At 69.7% G+C, this 17,262-nt stretch carries 15 protein-coding genes and 1 pseudogene; 8 read left to right on the top strand and 8 right to left on the bottom strand.

What is annotated here, in order from left to right:
- Both ACJMNC_RS17255 and radA read left to right on the top strand, forming a co-directional pair.
- A pseudogene (locus tag ACJMNC_RS17255) lies at window positions 1-232 on the top strand (hypothetical protein); the annotation flags it as partial.
- Window positions 233-317: 85 nt separating this feature from the next.
- Window positions 318-1,802, top strand: coding sequence for a DNA repair protein RadA (gene radA, locus ACJMNC_RS17250; RefSeq protein WP_408949188.1), 1,485 nt, complete (start codon window positions 318-320; stop codon window positions 1,800-1,802).
- Window positions 1,803-1,839: 37 nt separating this feature from the next.
- Here the strand turns inward: radA and ACJMNC_RS17245 are convergent, their stop codons facing one another.
- Window positions 1,840-2,364 carry a PaaI family thioesterase gene (locus tag ACJMNC_RS17245; RefSeq protein ID WP_408949187.1) on the bottom strand — a complete coding sequence of 175 codons (525 nt, stop codon included), beginning with the start codon at window positions 2,362-2,364 and terminating at the stop codon, window positions 1,840-1,842.
- A gap of 84 nt (window positions 2,365-2,448) precedes the next feature.
- On the opposite strand from ACJMNC_RS17245, the gene disA reads away from it, so the two are divergent.
- A complete protein-coding gene (gene disA / locus ACJMNC_RS17240) occupies window positions 2,449-3,531 on the top strand; it encodes a DNA integrity scanning diadenylate cyclase DisA (protein ID WP_408949186.1) in 1,083 nt (360 codons plus the stop codon).
- A gap of 21 nt (window positions 3,532-3,552) precedes the next feature.
- Here disA and ACJMNC_RS17235 read toward each other — a convergent pair whose 3' ends face one another.
- Both ACJMNC_RS17235 and ACJMNC_RS17230 read right to left on the bottom strand, forming a co-directional pair.
- Entirely contained in the window at window positions 3,553-4,284 is a 732-nt protein-coding gene (locus ACJMNC_RS17235; RefSeq protein ID WP_408949189.1) for a hypothetical protein, read from the bottom strand.
- A gap of 112 nt (window positions 4,285-4,396) precedes the next feature.
- The gene (locus ACJMNC_RS17230; protein ID WP_408949185.1) at window positions 4,397-5,014 is read right to left on the bottom strand and encodes a carbonic anhydrase; all 618 of its coding nucleotides are present in this window, start codon (window positions 5,012-5,014) and stop codon (window positions 4,397-4,399) included.
- Between ACJMNC_RS17230 and ACJMNC_RS17225 the strand changes: the two genes are divergently transcribed.
- Entirely contained in the window at window positions 5,013-5,909 is an 897-nt protein-coding gene (locus ACJMNC_RS17225; RefSeq protein ID WP_408949184.1) for an A/G-specific adenine glycosylase, read from the top strand. The two genes, ACJMNC_RS17230 and ACJMNC_RS17225, sit on opposite strands and share 2 nt — an antisense overlap.
- A gap of 38 nt (window positions 5,910-5,947) precedes the next feature.
- On the opposite strand, the gene ACJMNC_RS17220 is transcribed toward ACJMNC_RS17225, so the two are convergent.
- The 3 genes from ACJMNC_RS17220 to purB form a co-directional block, all read right to left on the bottom strand.
- Complete coding sequence (locus ACJMNC_RS17220; protein ID WP_408949183.1) at window positions 5,948-8,083, bottom strand: S9 family peptidase; 2,136 nt, start codon at window positions 8,081-8,083, stop codon at window positions 5,948-5,950.
- A 67-nt stretch (window positions 8,084-8,150) separates the two neighbouring features.
- The gene (locus tag ACJMNC_RS17215; RefSeq protein ID WP_408949182.1) at window positions 8,151-9,047 is read right to left on the bottom strand and encodes a phosphoribosylaminoimidazolesuccinocarboxamide synthase; all 897 of its coding nucleotides are present in this window, start codon (window positions 9,045-9,047) and stop codon (window positions 8,151-8,153) included.
- A gap of 41 nt (window positions 9,048-9,088) precedes the next feature.
- The gene (gene purB, locus ACJMNC_RS17210; protein WP_408949181.1) at window positions 9,089-10,516 is read right to left on the bottom strand and encodes an adenylosuccinate lyase; all 1,428 of its coding nucleotides are present in this window, start codon (window positions 10,514-10,516) and stop codon (window positions 9,089-9,091) included.
- Window positions 10,517-10,744: 228 nt separating this feature from the next.
- Here purB and ACJMNC_RS17205 point away from each other — a divergent pair, with 228 nt between their 5' ends.
- The 4 genes from ACJMNC_RS17205 (at window position 10,745) to ACJMNC_RS17190 (ending at window position 14,726) form a co-directional block, all read left to right on the top strand.
- A complete protein-coding gene (locus tag ACJMNC_RS17205; protein WP_408949180.1) occupies window positions 10,745-12,934 on the top strand; it encodes an MMPL family transporter in 2,190 nt (729 codons plus the stop codon).
- A gap of 68 nt (window positions 12,935-13,002) precedes the next feature.
- Window positions 13,003-13,272 carry a metal-sensitive transcriptional regulator gene (locus ACJMNC_RS17200; RefSeq protein WP_408949179.1) on the top strand — a complete coding sequence of 90 codons (270 nt, stop codon included), beginning with the start codon at window positions 13,003-13,005 and terminating at the stop codon, window positions 13,270-13,272.
- Window positions 13,273-13,290: 18 nt separating this feature from the next.
- On the top strand, window positions 13,291-13,686 hold the full coding sequence (locus ACJMNC_RS17195) for a DUF302 domain-containing protein (protein ID WP_408949178.1): 396 nt from the start codon (window positions 13,291-13,293) through the stop codon (window positions 13,684-13,686).
- A 23-nt stretch (window positions 13,687-13,709) separates the two neighbouring features.
- Entirely contained in the window at window positions 13,710-14,726 is a 1,017-nt protein-coding gene (locus tag ACJMNC_RS17190) for an alpha/beta hydrolase (RefSeq protein ID WP_408949177.1), read from the top strand.
- Window positions 14,727-14,754: 28 nt separating this feature from the next.
- On the opposite strand, the gene purD is transcribed toward ACJMNC_RS17190, so the two are convergent.
- Both purD and ACJMNC_RS17180 read right to left on the bottom strand, forming a co-directional pair.
- Window positions 14,755-16,008 (bottom strand): phosphoribosylamine--glycine ligase, encoded by a 1,254-nt coding sequence (gene purD, locus ACJMNC_RS17185; RefSeq protein WP_408949176.1) that lies wholly within the window; start codon window positions 16,006-16,008, stop codon window positions 14,755-14,757.
- Window positions 16,009-16,018: 10 nt separating this feature from the next.
- The gene (locus ACJMNC_RS17180; RefSeq protein WP_408949175.1) at window positions 16,019-17,209 is read right to left on the bottom strand and encodes a low temperature requirement protein A; all 1,191 of its coding nucleotides are present in this window, start codon (window positions 17,207-17,209) and stop codon (window positions 16,019-16,021) included.
- Between the last annotated feature and the right edge of the window lie 53 nt (window positions 17,210-17,262).

Genomic DNA, 17,262 nt, shown 5'->3' with positions numbered 1-17,262 from the left:
CCGCATGCGCTACGACTACTTCCGCAGCCACGGCTTCTTCATCGGCTCCGGCGTCATCGAAGCCGGCTGCCAATCCCTCGCCGGAGCCCGCCTGAAACTCTCCGGCATGCACTGGAACATCCCCGGCGCCACCGGCATCCTCACCCTCCGAGCCGAACACGCCAGCAACCGCCTCGACACCATCTGGACCCACCACCACAACCAGACACCAACCACACCGATCAGCGCCTAACCGGACCGCCACCTACAAATGTGTCTCGCACCCTGTGACCGGCGGGCGTCCCGGCTCTGTCGGGGCCGCGTCCTACAGTGGGCTGGTGGCGAAATCGAAGTCGGTGTTCCGGTGCTCGGCCTGCGGGCATCAGGTGCCCAAATGGGTGGGGCGGTGCCCGGACTGCGGCGAGTGGGGCTCGATCGAGGAGTCGGCACCGGCGGCCGCCGTCGCGGCCGGCGGCCGCGGCGCCACCGCGGTCGCGCCGAGCAGCCCGGCCCGGCCGATCACCGAGATCGACGCGAACGCCGCCGGCGCGAATCCCACCGGGATCGCCGAGTTCGACCGGGTTCTCGGCAGCGGCGTGGTCCCCGGCTCGGTGGTGCTGCTGGCCGGCGAGCCGGGAGTGGGCAAGTCCACCCTGCTGCTCGAGACGGTCAAGCACTGGGCGCGGCAGGGGCGCACGGCGCTGTACGTGACCGGTGAGGAGTCGGCCGGCCAGGTGCGGCTGCGCGCCGAACGCACCGACGCGGTGCACGAGAAGATCTATCTCGCCGCGGAGACCGATCTGGCCACCGTGCTCGGCCACGTCGATCAGGTCCGTCCCAGTCTGCTCATCGTCGACTCGGTGCAGACGATGGTGGCCACCGGAAGCGACGGGGTGACCGGCGGGGTCACCCAGATTCGCGCGGTGACCACCGCCCTGGTCTCGCTGGCCAAGAACACCGGGGTCGCGGTGGTCCTGGTGGGGCACGTGACCAAGGACGGCACCGTGGCCGGGCCCCGCTCGCTCGAGCACCTGGTGGACGTGGTGCTGGCCTTCGAGGGCGATCGGCATTCCTCACTGCGGCTGGTGCGCGGGGTCAAGAACCGGTTCGGCGCCTCCGACGAGGTCGGCTGCTTCGAGCAGCGCGCCGACGGCATCCACGAGGTGAGCGATCCGTCGGGAATCTTCATGCACCAGCACGACGACGACGTGCCCGGCAGCGTCGCGATGGTGGTGCTCGACGGGCGGCGCGCGATGGTCGGCCAGATTCAGACGCTGATGAACACCAGCTCGATGGCCTCGCCCCGGCGCGCGGTGTCGGGTCTCGACTCGTCACGGGTGGCGATGATGCTCGCCGTCGCCGAGCAGCACTGCGGGGTCCCCGCCAGCCAGCACGAGGTGTACGCGTCCACGGTCGGCGGCATGCGGGTCACCGAGCCGGCCGCCGACCTGGCCATTCTGCTGGCGCTCTACTCGGCCCAGAAACATCAGCCGATCCCACGGGAGACCGCGGCGATCGGCGAGGTGGGGCTGGCCGGCGAGATCCGCCGGGTGCCGTCGACGGCGCGCCGGGTGGCCGAGGCCAAAAGGCTCGGGCTGCGCCGGGTGATCGTGCCGGCCGGAACCGATGAGGATCTGCCGTCGGGCATCGACGTGATCCGGGTGCGTGATCTGGGTGAGGCGGTGCGGGCGGCGGTGCCGTCGGCGCCGCTGCCCGAGCGCCGGCGAGCGCCGAAGCGGCCCGCGAAGCAGGAGCCCCCACGAGCTGCGAAGCGTCCGGCCCTGCGGCCGGTGCCGTCGGACTACGACGACGCCCCGTTCTGATCCCGGCCGGTGTCGCCGACGGGGTCACGGCCGCGGATCAGGGCCGCGACTCGGCGCCCACGTCCCGGTACTCGGCCCAGTGCTCCTTGATGTTGATCTGGATGAAGATCGCCTCGGCCGCGGCCACCGGCTGCTCCCGGTCGCCCAGGTGGGCTATCGCCCGGGTGAACAGCTTGCGCCGCTTGCGGGCCAGCACCTCGCACTCCAGATGCAGCACCTCGCCCACCGGGACCGGTTTGAGGAAGTCCACCTCCAGGTTGCCGGTGACCACGGGGACCCCGGCCAGCAGCGGGGTCTGCGACATCACCTCGTCGAAGGCGGTCGACAGCAGCCCGCCGTGCATCATCCCCGGTCCGCCGGCCATCCACGGCTCAACGGTGAGCTGAGCCGTGGTGGTGATGCCCTCACCGGCCAGCACGTCCAGGTGCAGCCCTACCGGCGCCATCTCGCCGCAGCCGAAGCAGTGCCGGTCGTGCAGCTTGATCGATCGCCCCGGAGCGGCCGCCTTGGGGTGGCGGGTGAGCGGATCCGGGTCGGCGGGCAGCTCGAACGCATTCTTCACATCCGGTTACGCTAGTCGTCAGAACACTCCCCGCCTCAATCGGCGGCCGGGCCGGGAACCGGGGCAGAGACAGTTAGGGACACGATGGCTGAGGACTCCGGGGCGGAACTGCTCCGTTCGACGCTGCGCCGGGTGGCTCCGGGCACGGGCCTGCGCGACGGCCTCGAACGCATTCTGCGCGGCGGCACCGGCGCCCTGATCGTGCTCGGCCACGAATCGGACACCGAACGGATCTGCGACGGAGGCTTCCACCTGGACGTCGAGTTCGCACCGACCCGGCTGCGGGAGCTGGCCAAGATGGACGGAGCGGTGGTGCTCTCCACCGACGGCAAGCGCATCGTCCGCGCCAACGTGCAACTGGTCCCCGACCCGGCGATCCCCACCAGCGAATCGGGCACCCGGCATCGGGCCGCCGAGCGCACCGCCATTCAGACCGGCGCACCGGTCATCTCGGTGAGCGCCTCGATGTCCATCGTCAGCGTCTACGCCGGTGGTCAGCGGCGGGTGGTCGAGAGCCCGGACGCGATCCTCTCGCGCGCCAATGTGGCGCTGGCGACGCTCGAACGCTACAAGGCCCGGCTCGACGAGGTGAGCGCCCAGCTCTCCCGCGCCGAGATCGAGGACTATGTGCTGCTGCGCGATGCGATGAGCGCGGCGCAGCGGATGGAGATGGTCCGCCGGGTGGGTGTGGAGATCGACGAGTACGTCCTGGAACTGGGCGTCAACGGCCGCCAGGTGGCCCTGCAGCTCGAGGAGCTGACCGCCGACAACGACATCATGAGCGAGCTGCTGGTGCGCGACTACCAGCCCAGCCCGGAACCGGCGAGCACCGAGCAGGTGCGGCAGATCCTCGACGCGATGGAGGGGCTGTCCAATGCGGAGCTGCTGGACCTGACGATGGTGGCCGGCGCCTTCGGTTACCCCACCACCCTCGAGGCCCAGGACATGCCGATGAGCCCGCGCGGCTACCGGCTGCTGGCCCGCATCTCGCGCCTCCAGTTCGGGCACATCGACCGGCTGGTCCGCGAGTTCGGCACCCTGCAGTCGCTGCTGGCGAGCAGTGCGGCCGACCTGCAGGCCGTCGAGGGCATCGGATCCATCTGGGCCCGGCACATCCGGGAGGGGCTGTCCCGGCTCGCCGAGTCGAGCATCGAACGCTTCGACTGACCCCGGGCGACCGGCAGACGGTTACTGCTGTGCGGGCGCCACCACGTTGAAGGTGATCGGCGCGGATTCGCGCTCACCGACCTTGGCGACGGCCTGGTACGCGCCCACCGGGATCTCGGTGCGAGCCTTGGTGCAGCCGGGATTGCTGGTGGTACCCGACCAGGTCACGTCGTCGGTGACCTGCTGTCCCGGCTTCAGCACGGTGTGGTTCACGGTCTTGTCCGGGGCGCAGTCCTGCGCCGACCACAGGGTGCGGGTGCCGTCGAGCGAGCGGACGATCACATTCTGCGAGGCCTTGCCCACATCACGCGAGCAGTCGGCCAGACCACCGTTGGTGGTGACGATGGTGAACACCGGCTGATCGCCGCGGGTGTAGGTGGGCTTGTCGGTGTACAGAACCACCGAAAGCGCCTGATCGGTGCACTGAGCCGCACCCTCCTGCCCCTGGGCGGGGGTGGTCTGGGCGGGGTTCTCAGACGGCGCTGCGGACTCCGACGCACTGGTCTGCGCCGGCGCATCGGCGGGGCTCTCACCCGTCGCGGGCGCCTCCGGTTCGGTGGTGGCCGGAGCACTCTCCACCGACGAGCCGACGGCCGCGTTCTTGCTGGTGCTGTTGTCGTCGCCGCCACCGCTGGAGCCGGCCCAGACGATCAGACCGATGACCACCGCGACCACGACGACGGCGATGCCGCCGGCCAGCAGCCGACGACGCCAGTAGACCTCCGTCGGCAAGGGTCCCTGAGGTGGTTCGATCACGTCTGCCACGGTATCGCCGCCGCGGCAGGCCGGCGCCCAGGAAGAGCGGCGTGTCGCGGGTTCCGGGCGAGATCACAGGAACCACGGCGACGTCCGCCGCCGCGCAGGGCTATTCGGTGACCTGGCCGATACTGCCCGAGCAGGTGACCTTGCCGTCACTGAGGTGGTAGTTCAGCCCCATGATCGCCAGCCGGCCGTCGGCGACGCGCTCGGCGATGATGCGGCTGCGCTCGACCAGCAGCTTGCCGGTCTCCACCACGTGCCGCGCCTCGAACTCGTCGACCCGCTCGAGGCCCTCGCTGCGGCCGAGCAGCAGGCTCGGCATGACCCGCTCGACGATCGAGCGGATGTATCCCGGCGGCAGCTCGTCCTTGTTCAATGCGTTGAGGCTGGCCGAGATGGCGCCGCAGCTGTCGTGACCGAGAACCACGATCAGCGGCACCTCGAGGAGTTCGGCGGCGAACTCGATACTGCCGAGCACCGACGAGTCGATGACGTGACCGGCGGTGCGGACCACGAACATGTCGCCGAGCCCCTGGTCGAAGATCACCTCGGCGGCCACCCGCGAGTCACCGCAACCGAACAGCACCACATGCGGAGACTGCCCGTTCACCAGCTTGGCCCGGTCCGCCGTACCCTGGCTGGGATGTATGGAATCACCGCGAACGAAACGATCGTTTCCCTCTTTGATGACGTTCCAGGCTGCCTGTGGGGTGAGTCCTTGCATGTCCTCTAGTGTGCCACCGGCCACCGTCCTGACCTGGTTCGGGCTGGCAAAAAGGGAGCTGCCGTGGCGGGAACCCGGCATATCCGGGTGGCAGATCCTGATCAGCGAGATCATGTTGCAGCAGACTCCGGTGGCACGGGTGATCGAGCCCTGGACCCGGTGGGTGCAGCGCTGGCCGGTGCCGTCGGCGATGGCCGCCGAGCCGGCCGGCGAGGTGCTGCGCGCATGGGGGAAGCTCGGCTATCCTCGCCGCGCACTCCGGCTGCACGAATGCTCGAAAGTCATTGCGGCACAACATGATGACCGCGTTCCCGACGACGTCGACGTACTGCTGTCACTGCCCGGCATCGGCGATTACACGGCCCGCGCGGTGGCCTGTTTCGCCTACGGCCAGGCGGTGCCGGTCGTCGACACCAATGTCCGGCGGGTGATCGCCCGGGCGGTGCACGGGCAGGCCCAGCCCGGATCGCCGAGCAAAGCGGATCTGGCCGATGCGGAGCGGCTCGCACCGCGCGAGCAGGACGGGACGCTCGCCGCGACGGCACCGGAGTTCTCGGCGGCCCTGATGGAGCTCGGTGCGCTGGTGTGCACCTCCCGCAACCCGGACTGCACGATCTGCCCGATCGCCGCAGACTGCCGCTGGCTGGCCCGCGGCCGGCCGGACGCGGGCATCCCGGCCCGGCGCAGCCAGCGCTACGAGGGCACCGACCGGCAGGTGCGCGGACGGCTGCTCGACGTGCTGCGCGACACCAGCGGGCCGGTCGAACGCACCCGCCTGGATCTGGCCTGGACCACCGACACCGCCCAGCGCGACCGCGCCCTGGACTCGCTGCTCACCGACGGCCTGGTGGAGTTGACCGACGACGGCCGGTTCGCCCTGGCCGGCGAGGGCTGAGCGGAACCGGCGGGCATAGGGCGCACGGCCGGTCGCGCTCAGCGCGCGGCGGCGCCGGACACGGTGAGGATCCACGCGTAGACGAAGGCGGTCTCCTCCCACACCCGGTAGCGGCCGGTGCGGCCGCCGTGCCCCGCGGACATCTCGGTGCGCAGCAGCACCGGCTTGCCGGAGGTGGTCTTCTCCTGCAGTGCAGCGACCCATTTGGCCGCCTCGGTGAACATCACCCGGGTGTCGTTGAGCGAGGCCATCGCCAGGATCTCCGGATACGGCCGGGCGGCGACGTTCTCGTACGGGCTGTACTCGCGCATGTACCGGTAGACCTCGGGATCGTGCAGGGGATCGCCCCACTCATCCCATTCGATCACCGTCAGCGGCAGCTCCGGGTCGAGCATGGAGGTCAGGGCGTCGACGAAGGGCACCTCGGCGAGCACCCCGGCGAAGAGCTCCGGAGCCAGGTTGGTCACCGCGCCCACCAGCAGCCCGCCCGCCGAGCCGCCGTCGGCCACCAACTGTTCCGGGGTGGTCCGGCCGGCGGCGATCAGATGCCGGGCGACGTCGACGAAGTCGGTGAAGGTGTTCTTCTTGGTGAGCTCTTTGCCGTTCTCGTACCAGTTCCGGCCCATCTCGCCGCCGCCCCGGACGTGCGCGATCACCATGACCATGCCGCGATCGAGCAGTGAGAGCCGGCTGACGGAGAAGCCCGGATCCATCGGCGCCTCGTAGGCCCCGTAGCCGTAGAGCAGCAGCGGCGCCGGACCGTCGGGCAGATCGGCCCTGCGGATGATCGAGATCGGAATCTGCGTGCCGTCGGCGGCGGTGACCCACTCGCGGTCGGCGCGGTAGCGGGCCGGATCGTAACCGCCGAGCACCGGCTGCTCCTTGAGCAGCGTCAGCTCGCCGCTGCGCACGTCCAGATTCAGCACCTGCGCGGGGTCGACGAAGCTGCCGTAGCCGATGCGCAGTGCCGGAGTGTCCCACTCGGCGTTGGCCCCCAGGCCCACCGAGTACAGCTCCTGGTCGAAGACCACCGGTACGAAGTCGTCGATTCCGGGCAGCTCGGGGCGGCCGCGCAGATCGGCGATCGCCAGCCGGGGCAGCGCATCCTGCCGGTAGGACAGCACCAGATAGTCCTGGAAGCAGTCGACGTCCTCGATGCGCCGGGACGGGTCGTGGGCGATCCACTCGCGCCGCTCGTCCGGGCGGCCCACCGGCATCACGTCGACGGCGTAGTCGACGGCCGGACCGGTGGCGGTGGGTCCGTTGTGCACGATGACGAAGAGGTCCTCGCCGCCGAGCACGGCGTGCTCCACCGAGTACTCGACGCCGTCGGTCCGGCCGGCGACGCTGACGAACTCGCCGGTCGGCTCGCTCGCGTCGAGGACGAAGTTCTCGCTGGTGATCTTGGAGCCGCACCCGATCACCAGGTACTTCTCGCTGTGCGTGGCACCCACGCCCACCCAGAAGCGCTCGTCGGGCTCATAGAACACCCGGGTGTCGGCGGTGCCGGCACCCACGTCGTGCCGCCAGACGGTGTCGGGGCGCCAGGCCTCGTCGACGGTCAGATAGAACAGGTGCTTCGCGTCCGGGCTCCAGGTGGCCCCGCCCGCGGTGCCGGCGATGACGTCGTCGAGCAGCTCGCCGGTCTGCAGGTCCTTGATCCGCAGGGTGTAGCGCTCGTCGCCCACCAGGTCGGTGCTGTAGGCCAGCCAGCGGCCGTCCAGGCTCACCGAGCAGGCGCCGAGGGCGAAGAAGTCGTGCCCCTCGGCGAGCTCGTTCGAATCGAGCAGGACCTCTTCGCCGGGGAGCTCCTCACCGGGAGTGACCTGCGGCGGCGTCCAGTCATCGTCGCCGGAGATCGGGCAGCGGCAGCGGATGCCGTACTGGAGCCCTTCGACGGTGCGGGTGTAGTACCAGTGCCGCTCCGATCGGATCGGCACAGACATGTCGGTTTCCTGTGTGCGCGAACGGATCTCGTTGAAGACCGCCTCCCGCAATGGGGCCTGTCCGGCGGTCGCCGTCTCGGTGAACTCGTTCTGCTGCTCGAGGTAGGCGATCACCTCGGGATCGTCGCGGTCCCGCAGCCATTCGTAGTCGTCGACGAAGACGTCGCCGTGGTACTCACGGTGGACCGGGACCTTCTTGGCGATCGGCGGAACCGTCCGGTCCGGCACCGGCGCTTCAGGAGTCGGGGTTGCAGCAGTCGGGGTTGCAGCAGTCGGGGTTGCAGGCACAGGGGATTCAGGCATCGAGCGCGTCCGGCCAGTCGGCGAAGCTGAGCTGCGAGATGCGTTCGTAGGCTTCGATGTACCGGGCCCGGGTGCGCTCGACGATGTCGTCGGGCAGGGGTGGCGGCGGCGTCTGTCCGTGCCGGTCCCAGCCCGAGTCCGGCCCGGTGAGCCAGTTGCGGACGATCTGCTTGTCGAAGCTCGGCTGCACCTGCCCGGGCGTGTAGGTCGCGGCCTCCCAGTAGCGCGAGGAGTCGGGCGTCAGCACCTCGTCGGCCAGTACCAGCGAACCGTCCGGCGCCCGCCCGAACTCGAACTTGGTGTCGGCCAGGATGATTCCGCGCTCATGTGCGAGATCGGCGCCCCGGCCGTAGATGTCCAGGGTCAGGTCGCGAAGGGTCTTGGCCAGATCCTCGCCCACCTGTTCGGCGACCTGGTCGAAGCTCACGTTCTCGTCGTGGTCGCCCAGCTCGGCCTTGGTGGCCGGGGTGAAGATCGGCTGGGGCAGCTTGTCCGACTCCCCCAGTCCGGCGGGAAGTCTCACGCCGCAGACACTGCCAGTGGCCCGGTAATCGATCAGTCCCGAACCGGTGAGGTAGCCGCGCGCCACACATTCGACGGCCACCATCGGCAGCTTCCGCACCACCATCGACCGGCCCACCAGAGCGGCCGGGATGCGCTCGTCCTCAGGCCCGCCCGCCAGATGGTTGGGCACGGTGAGCTCGTCGAACCAGAAGAAGCTGGCCGCGGTGAGGATCCGCCCCTTGTCCGGGATGGGGGTCTCGAGGATGTGGTCGTAGGCGCTGATCCGGTCGGAGGTGACCAGCAGCAGCGTCTGCGCATCGATCTCGTAGATGTCGCGGACCTTGCCGGAGGCCACATGCCGGTAGTCGGACAGGGCGGGACGCATCAGCGGATTCCCTTTCTTCGGTTCGTCGTTGGTTCGGGGAGCTACAGGATCGGGGCGGGCCGGTAGGCGGCCGACTGCGGGTCGGCGTCGATCCATCCGCTCGCGGCGGCGATCACCGCGTCGACCTGATCTCCGGCGGCCCCGGTGAACGCGGACTTGTCCGCGATCAGCGCGTCGAGCTGCTCACGCGTCAGCGGCAGCCGATCGTCGGCAGCCAGCCGGTCGAGCAGGTCCGGTTCGCGGCCCTGCTCACGCATGGCCAGGGCCACGGCGACGGCGTTCTCCTTGATCGCCTCGTGCGCGGTCTCCCGGCCCACTCCGGCGCGGACCGCGGCCATCAGTACCTTGGTGGTGGCCAGGAAGGGCAGGTAGCGGTCGAGCTCGTTGGCGATCACCGCCGGGTAGGCGCCGAACTCGTCGAGCACGGTCAGGAAGGTCTCGGTGAGGCCGTCGATGGCGAAGAAGGCATCCGGCAGGGCCACCCGGCGCACCACCGAACAGAAGACGTCGCCCTCGTTCCACTGCACGCCGGAGAGCTCGCCGGCCATCGAGGCGTAGCCGCGCAGGATCACCGCGAGTCCGTTGACCCGCTCGCAGCTGCGGGTGTTCATCTTGTGCGGCATGGCAGAGCTGCCCACCTGCCCGGGCTGGAAGCCCTCGGTGACCAGTTCGTGGCCGGCCATCAGCCGGATGGTGGTGGCCAGCGACGACGGCCCGGCGGCCAGCTGCACCAGTGCCGAGAGCACGTCGTAGTCCAGCGAGCGCGGATACACCTGGCCCACCGAGGTGAAGCCCTGCGAGAAGCCGAGGTGGGCGGCCACCTTCTCCTCGAGCAGCGCGAGTTTGGCGGCGTCGCCGTCGAGCAGATCGAGCATGTCCTGGCTGGTGCCCATCGGCCCCTTGATGCCGCGCAACGGGTAGCGCGCGATCAGCTCGTCGACCCGGCGCAGCGCCACCATCAGTTCGTCGGCGGCGCTGGCGAAGCGCTTGCCGAGGGTGGTGGCCTGCGCGGCCACGTTGTGGCTGCGGCCGGCCATCACCGTGCTCCGGTAGGCCGCGGCGCGTTCGGTGATGCGCGCGAGGACGGCGATCGAGTGACTGCGCACGTACTGCAGCGAGCTGAGGACCTGCAGCTGCTCCACGTTCTCGGTGAGATCGCGGCTGGTCATGCCCTTGTGGATCTGCTCGTGACCGGCGAGGTCGTTGAACTCCTCGATGCGGGCCTTCACGTCGTGCCGGGTGACCCGCTCGCGCTCGGCGATCGAGTTCAGGTCCACCCGGTCGACCACCTTCTCGTAGTCCTCGATGGCACCGTCGGGTACGTCGATACCCAGTTCGCGCTGGGCTTTCAGCACCGCTATCCAGAGCCGCCGCTCCAGGATGATCTTGTTGTTCGGCGACCAGATCTCGGCGAGATCAGCCGAGGCGTAGCGACTGGCCAGGACATTGCTGATGGCAGGTTTTCCCACGTCGACGAGTCTAGTTGCTGTCGGTACGTGGACCCGAATCAGCGACGGATCAACGCCCCTCCGCGCAGCTTCACGACGGCGCCGACCGCTGAGCACTACACGGGCGATCGTGACCACCCATCTAAGCGGCTAGCGCCGCTCACGGTTGCGTGAAAATACCCTTGGGGGTATCTTTTCGGAGCATTGAAATGCATACCCCCATAGGTATTAGTCGAAAGGCTGGCGGCGATGAGTGTCGACACCGATTCCGCACCCGCGGAGACCACACCGGGCCCCGATCAGGCGTCCGCTCCCGGACCGATGGCCCGGCTCGGCCTGTGGGCCGGCACCCACCGCCGCTGGGTTTTCGCCGTGTGGGCGGTGCTGGTGATCGGCCTGGGCGTCGCCGCGCCGAGCGTCTTCTCGTCACTGGCGGGAGCCGGCTGGCAGGCGAACGGCTCGGAGTCGGTCCAGGTGCGCGAGCTCGCCCAGGAACACTTCGGCGGCAACGCCTCGTCGGCCGTCCAGGTGGTCATCACCGCCAAGGACGGCGGGCAGCTGAGTCAGGAGACCATCGACACCACCGTCGGCCACCTGCGCCGGCTCGTCGCCACCGACAGCCGGTTCGCCGATCAGGTCATCGCGCCCACGCCCGGAACGACCGTCTCCCCGGACGGCACCACGGCCATCGCGATCGTCGGCGCCGCTTCGAGCACCGACGACATGGTCAAGGCCGTCGACGACCACAAGGAACAGCTCACCGGGCTGTCCACCGACCAGGTCGACGTCTTCCCCACCGGCTCGTCGGCGCTGTGGAGCGATTTCAACAAGGCCAACCACGACGCGATGATCAAGGCCGAGATGATCTCGTGGCCGGTCACCCTGGCCATCATGATCATCGCCTTCGGGTCGCTGGTGGCCGCCGGACTCCCGCTGCTGCTCACCCTGGCCGGGCTGGTGGCCTCCGCCGGCGGTCTGGTCCTGCTGAACAGCCTCCTGCCGGTGTCGGTGTGGGCGATGAACTTCGCGATGATGTTCGCCCTCGCACTGGGCATCGACTACGCCCTGTTCATCGTCTCGCGCTTCCGGGCGGCCCTGGCCGTCCGCGACCGGGACGAGGATCCGCGCGCCGCCCGGCTGGCGGCCACGGCGGAGACCATGGACACCGCGGGCAAGGCGATCCTGCTCTCCGGGCTCACCGTCCTGGTCAGTCTCTCCGCGGTGCTGCTGGTTCCGGCACCCGCCGTCCGCACCATGGCGATCGGCATCATGACGGCCGTCGGCTTCGTGCTGGCCGCGAGCATGACACTGCTGCCGGCCGTGCTCTCGCGCCTGGGCGAGAAGGTCAACGCCGGTTCGCTGCCGTGGGCCAAGGGCCGGCACGGCGCCTCCCCGCGCTTCGAGCAGTGGGGACGGCTGCTACACCGGCATCCGTGGCCGCTCGCCGCCGTCTCGCTGATCATCCTGATCGCACTGGCAGTCCCGGTGTTCGGCCTGAAGGTGGCCATGCCGTCGATCACCGTCGTCCCCGACGACGCCCCGGTCCGGCAGGGCTACGAGCTCGTCGCCGAGAAATTCGGCGACGGAGCGCCCGGCATGCTCACGATCGTCGTCCCCGACGACGACGCGGACGTCACCGCCTCGATCGCCGGCGACACGCACGGAATCGCGTCGGTTCTGCCCGCGCATCCGGCGTCGGACGGCTCCGGGCTGACCATGATCCAGGCGGTGCCCGCAGTGGACCCGTCGAGCGAGGAGCTGTCCGGCATCCTCGAGAGCCTGCGGAACCAGCTGCCGGCGTCCGCCCTCGTCGGCGGCGCTCCAGCCGAGAACCTGGATCTGCAGTCCGCCCTGAACACCTGGTTCCCGCGAGTTGCGGCGACCATCCTGGTGCTCGGATTCCTGCTGCTGCTGATCGCACTGCGGGCACCGGTGATCGCGCTGCTCGGCACCGTCGTCAGTCTGCTCTCCACCGCGGCGGCGTTCGGTGTCGCCCGGCTGATCTTCCAGGACGGGCTCGCCGCCGGACTGCTCGGCTTCGAGCCGCAGGGCTTCCTGAACGGCTGGGGACCGGTGTTCTTCTTCGCGATGATCTTCGCGATCGCCATGGACTACACGGTCTTCTTGCTGGCGACCGCCAAGGAGCACTACGAACGGACCGACGATCCGCATCGCGCCCAGATCGATTCGATGGCGTACTCCGGCCGGATCATCTTCGCGGCGGCCGCGGTGATGGTCGCGGTGTTCTTCACCTTCGCCCTCGCCGATCCGCTGCCGCCGAAGGAGATGGGCATCATCCTCGGGGTCGCCGTGCTGCTCGACGCCGTGCTCATCCGACTGATCCTGCTGCCGGCCCTGCTGCGGCTCTCCGGACACGGCGCCTGGTGGAGCCCGCGCTGGCTGGCCGCCGTCCTGCCCGAGATCAGTTTCCGCCATTGATACCCCAAGGGGCATACAATGGCAGGTGCCGGCCACCGGCGGACCCGAATGTATAAGGAGAAATCGTCATGATCGGCGACGACGAAGCCATCAGCACCATCCTCAACCGGCTACGCCGGGCGCACGGCCAGCTGGCCGGCGTGATCTCGATGATCGAGCAGGGCCGCGACTGCAAGGACGTGGTCACCCAGCTCGCCGCGGTGTCCCGGGCGCTGGACCGGGCCGGATTCAAGATCGTCGCCACCGGGCTGCGCGAATGCATGGTCGAGGAGGACTCGGCCGGCGGCGAGAGCCTCGACATCGAACAGCTCGAGAAGCTGTTCCTGGCCCTGGCCTGAGAACACGGAGAACCCATCATGAAGATCGCACTGTCCACCACCGTCGACGCGAGCGTCCCCGAGACGATCACCCGGACCCGGGCGGCCCTGGCCGACCAGGGTTTCGGGGTGCTCACCGAAATCGACATGGCCGCCACCCTGAAGACCAAGATCGACGTCGACATGGAGGAGTACGTCATTCTCGGCGCCTGTAATCCGCCGATGGCGCACCGCGCGGTCAGCGCCGAGAAGCAGATCGGTCTGCTGCTGCCGTGCAACGTGGTGGTGCGGGCGGACACCGGTCGTCCGGGCACCAGCATCGTCGAGGCGATGAACCCGGAACTGATGGTCACCGTCGTCGACGACAACCCCGAACTGGCCGCCGTCGCCGACGAGGTGACCGCCCGGCTGCAGGCTGCCATCGACGCACTCTGATCGCCGGTAGAATCCGTGCGGAGATGACTTCCCGTTCGATCCTCCCGCCCCGTGCTGCGCAGTTCCCCCCTGCGCAGTCCTCCCCTGCCCAGTCCTCGCCTGCCCAGTCCTCGCCTGCCCAGTCCTCTCCTGCGCAGTCCCGTTCCGCACTCACCCGGCGGCGCCTGCTCGCCGGTGCCGCCGGCGCCGCCGCAGCCGCCGGCCTGGTCGCCTGCGGGGCGCAGGACCCGCTCGGCGACCCCCGGCAGGCCGCCGAGGTGGGCGGCGACGACCGGCTGCCGCCGGAGACCGCGCCACCGGAGATCCCGGATCAGCCGCCGGTGATCACCGGCAGCTTCGTCTCCCCCGCGATGGCCGGCCGCGAGACCAGTTGGGCAGTCGCCCGCCCCAACGGGGTCACCGGCGAACTCCCGGTGGTGATCGTCGCGCATGCGCTCAATACCAGCGACAAGACCATCTTCGGCAAGTCGCTGAACATCCAGGGCTTCCTGCAGGAGTACGTCGACGCCGGCAATGCACCGTTCGCGATCGCCGCCGCCGATGTGGGCCGCAACTACTTCCATCCGCGCACCGACGGCGCCGACGGGGCGGCGATGCTGCTCAACGAATTCATCCCGATGCTCGACGCCGACCCGCAGCTGAACCTGCGCACCGACCGTTTCGGCCTGTACGGCTGGTCGATGGGCGGCTACGGCGCCCTGCGCATCGGAGCACTGGTGGGGGCGCCCCGGGTGGCGGCGATCGCGGTGAGCTCGCCGGCCCTGTGGGCCGATCCGAACAACTTCCCTCCGCGCGCCTTCGACTCGATGGCCGATTACCAGGCCAACTCGCTGTTCGGACAGCAGGACCGGTTCAGCAAGATTCCGTTGATGATCTCCATCGGTTCGGCCGACCAGTTCTACACCTACACGAGGCAGTGGGCGTCGGCCCTGCATCCACCTGCCGCGTTCGGCACCTCACCGGGCGGGCACACCAACCGGTTCTGGCGGTCGGTGCTGCCCGAGCAGATCGAGTTCCTGGGCCGGAACCTGGCGCTCTAGCCACCTGGCGCTCTGCCGCTGACCCGGCTCAGAGTGCGATCCGGCCCTCTTCGGCGGCGCGGCCGATGTCGGTGCGGAAATGCGAACCGGGCAGCTTGACGCCCGCCAGCCGCTCGTAGGCCTGCGCCCGGGCGGCTTTCAGGTCGGCACCACGGCCGAGGACCGAGAGCACCCGGCCGCCGGCCGAGACGATGTTCCCGTCCGTATCCACCGCGGTACCCGCATGCAGCACACCTTCGGCATCGGCTCCGGTGATCGTGTCGCCGGTGCGCGGAGCACCCGGATAGTTCTCCGCCGCCAGCACCACCACCACGGCCGCGCCGTCGTGCCAGCGCAGAGCCGGCAGCTGCGCCAGCGTGCCGGTGGCCACCGCGTTCAGCGCCTCGCCGAGCGGCGATTCGAGCAGGTCGAGCACCGCCTGCGTCTCCGGGTCGCCGAAGCGGCAGTTGAACTCGACCACGGCCGGCCCCTGCTCGTCGATCGCCAGTCCCGCGTACAGCAGTCCGGAGAACGGAGTGCCGCGGCGCACCATTTCGCGGGCCACCGGGGTCACCACCTCGTCGACGATGCGGCCGACCATGTCCTCGGGCAGCCACGGCAGCGGGGTGTAGGCGCCCATACCGCCGGTGTTGGGTCCCCGATCGTCGTCGGCCACCCGCTTGTGGTCCTGCGCCGGCAGCAGCGGCACCACGTCCTCGCCGTCCACCAGGCAGAACAGCGACACCTCGGGTCCGGAGAGGAAGCTCTCCAGCAGCACCGGATGTCCGGCTTCGAGACATTCGGAGGCGTGCCGGCGGGCGGCGGCCCGGTCGGCGGTGACCACCACGCCCTTGCCGGCGGCGAGTCCGTCGTCCTTGACCACCCAGGTGGGGCCGAACCGGTCGAGCGCGGCGTCCAGATCGGCCTGACTGTCGACGACCTCGGCGCGCGCGGTGCGCACCCCGGCCGCGGCCATGACGTCCTTGGCGAAGGCCTTGGAGCCCTCGATCTGCGCGGCGGCGGCACTGGGTCCGAAGGTGGCGAAGCCGGCCTCGCGCAGCGCATCGGCGACGCCGAGCACCAGCGGCACCTCCGGACCGATCACCACCAGGTCCACCGCCAGCCGGCGGGCCAGGGCCACCACCGCCTCGCGGGAGGCCACGTCGACCGGATGGTTGGTGGCCACCGCAGCGGTGCCGGCGTTGCCGGGCGCCGCATGCAGTTCGGTGACCGAGGGGTCACGGTCCAGTCCCAGAAGCAGGGCGTGTTCGCGGCCGCCCGAACCGATCACCAGTACTCGCACGTGCCCAAGCCTAAACGGTGCACACCTCCGCCACGACCACCGGGAGCACCGGGGTCAGGCAGACGACGACCACCGCCGCCGGCAGCGGCGCTCCGGCGGCCAGCGCCAGTGCCGCCGCGGGGATCGGCAGCACCGCGGCCACGGTCATCAGCCGCTCCGGGCGCCGGTATCCGGACAGGTAGGCGTGCATGGCGATCAGCCCGAGCGTGAAGACGGCCAGCGGGACCGCCAGGCAGGCCAGCACCGCGCCGTCGGAGATGTGCACCTCGTGCTCCACCCACAGCGCGATCACATGCAGTCCGCCGCCGACGGCGGCACAGGCCATATACAGCGGCATGCTGGCGTAGCCGAAGCCGAAGCACTTCTCCGGCCTGCTGCCGAGCACCTGACCGCTCGGCAGCAGGAAGTACAGCCACCACATGGCGAAGGTCACGCCCATCGCTGTCAGCCCCAGCACGATCGTCTCGGCGCTCCACCCGGTCCTGGCGATCAGCGACTGCAGGACCACCACGGTGCCCACCACTCCTTCGCCCAAGGTGATCACCATCAGGGTGGCGTAGCGCTCGGCGATGTGGCCGGGATGCCAGGGTGTGCGGCCCACCCGCAGTTCGGCGATCGCCGGACCGAGCAGTTCGACGGCCATGCAGACCAGAATCGCCGCCAGGGTGGCCCACAGGCCGGTCGGCACGATCGCGACCACCACCCAGCCGATCTGTGCCAGCGTCGTCATCCCGGCGTAGGTGAGCGCCGACCGGCGGTAGGCCGGGGCCTGCAGTGCGGCGCGCAGCCACTGCGCGATCATGCCCACCCGCATCACCATGTAGCCGATGATCACCACCACCAGGTCCACGTGTTCGTGGTGCTCGATGGAGGTGAAGACGTCCGGGATGCCGATGGCGATGATGGCCACACCCACCATCTGCACCATGGTGAGGATCCGGTACAGCCAGTCGTCGGTATCGAAGGCCGATGCGAACCAGGCGAAGTTGATCCAGGCCCACAGCGAGGCGAAGGTGGCGAGCAGGTAGCCCATGACCGCGGTCTCCACCTTGCCTTCGGCCAGGTAGTCGGCCAACTGCACGCCGGCCACCGAGAAGGCCACCACGAAGACCAGGTCGTAGAAGATCTCCAGGCCGCTGCCGGCCCGCTCGTCCTCCGCCGGATCGCGGCCCAGCATGGGGCGCAGGTGTGATCGCAGCATCCGTCGAAAGTAGCCGCCGACGGGGTGCGACGTCCACGGCCGCCCCGAAGTAC

Origin of the sequence: Gordonia sp. VNK21 (genome assembly GCF_046098115.1) — a bacterium.
In the GTDB taxonomy this organism is placed as follows: Bacteria; Actinomycetota; Actinomycetes; order Mycobacteriales; family Mycobacteriaceae; genus Gordonia.
This window is presented reverse-complemented; position numbering and strand designations above follow the sequence as displayed.

Bases quoted from the DNA above. Each gene is read 5' to 3' on its own strand.
- ACJMNC_RS17205 (WP_408949180.1), top strand. From the start codon at position 10,745: ATGAGTGTCGACACCGATTCCGCACCCGCGGAGACCACACCGGGCCCC.
- ACJMNC_RS17195 (WP_408949178.1), top strand. From the start codon at position 13,291: ATGAAGATCGCACTGTCCACCACCGTCGACGCGAGCGTCCCCGAGACG.
- disA (WP_408949186.1), top strand. From the start codon at position 2,449: ATGGCTGAGGACTCCGGGGCGGAACTGCTCCGTTCGACGCTGCGCCGG.
- ACJMNC_RS17225 (WP_408949184.1), top strand. From the start codon at position 5,013: ATGTCCTCTAGTGTGCCACCGGCCACCGTCCTGACCTGGTTCGGGCTG.
- ACJMNC_RS17180 (WP_408949175.1), bottom strand. From the start codon at position 17,209: ATGCTGCGATCACACCTGCGCCCCATGCTGGGCCGCGATCCGGCGGAG.
- ACJMNC_RS17230 (WP_408949185.1), bottom strand. From the start codon at position 5,014: ATGCAAGGACTCACCCCACAGGCAGCCTGGAACGTCATCAAAGAGGGA.
- ACJMNC_RS17200 (WP_408949179.1), top strand. From the start codon at position 13,003: ATGATCGGCGACGACGAAGCCATCAGCACCATCCTCAACCGGCTACGC.
- ACJMNC_RS17190 (WP_408949177.1), top strand. From the start codon at position 13,710: ATGACTTCCCGTTCGATCCTCCCGCCCCGTGCTGCGCAGTTCCCCCCT.
- ACJMNC_RS17215 (WP_408949182.1), bottom strand. From the start codon at position 9,047: ATGCGTCCCGCCCTGTCCGACTACCGGCATGTGGCCTCCGGCAAGGTC.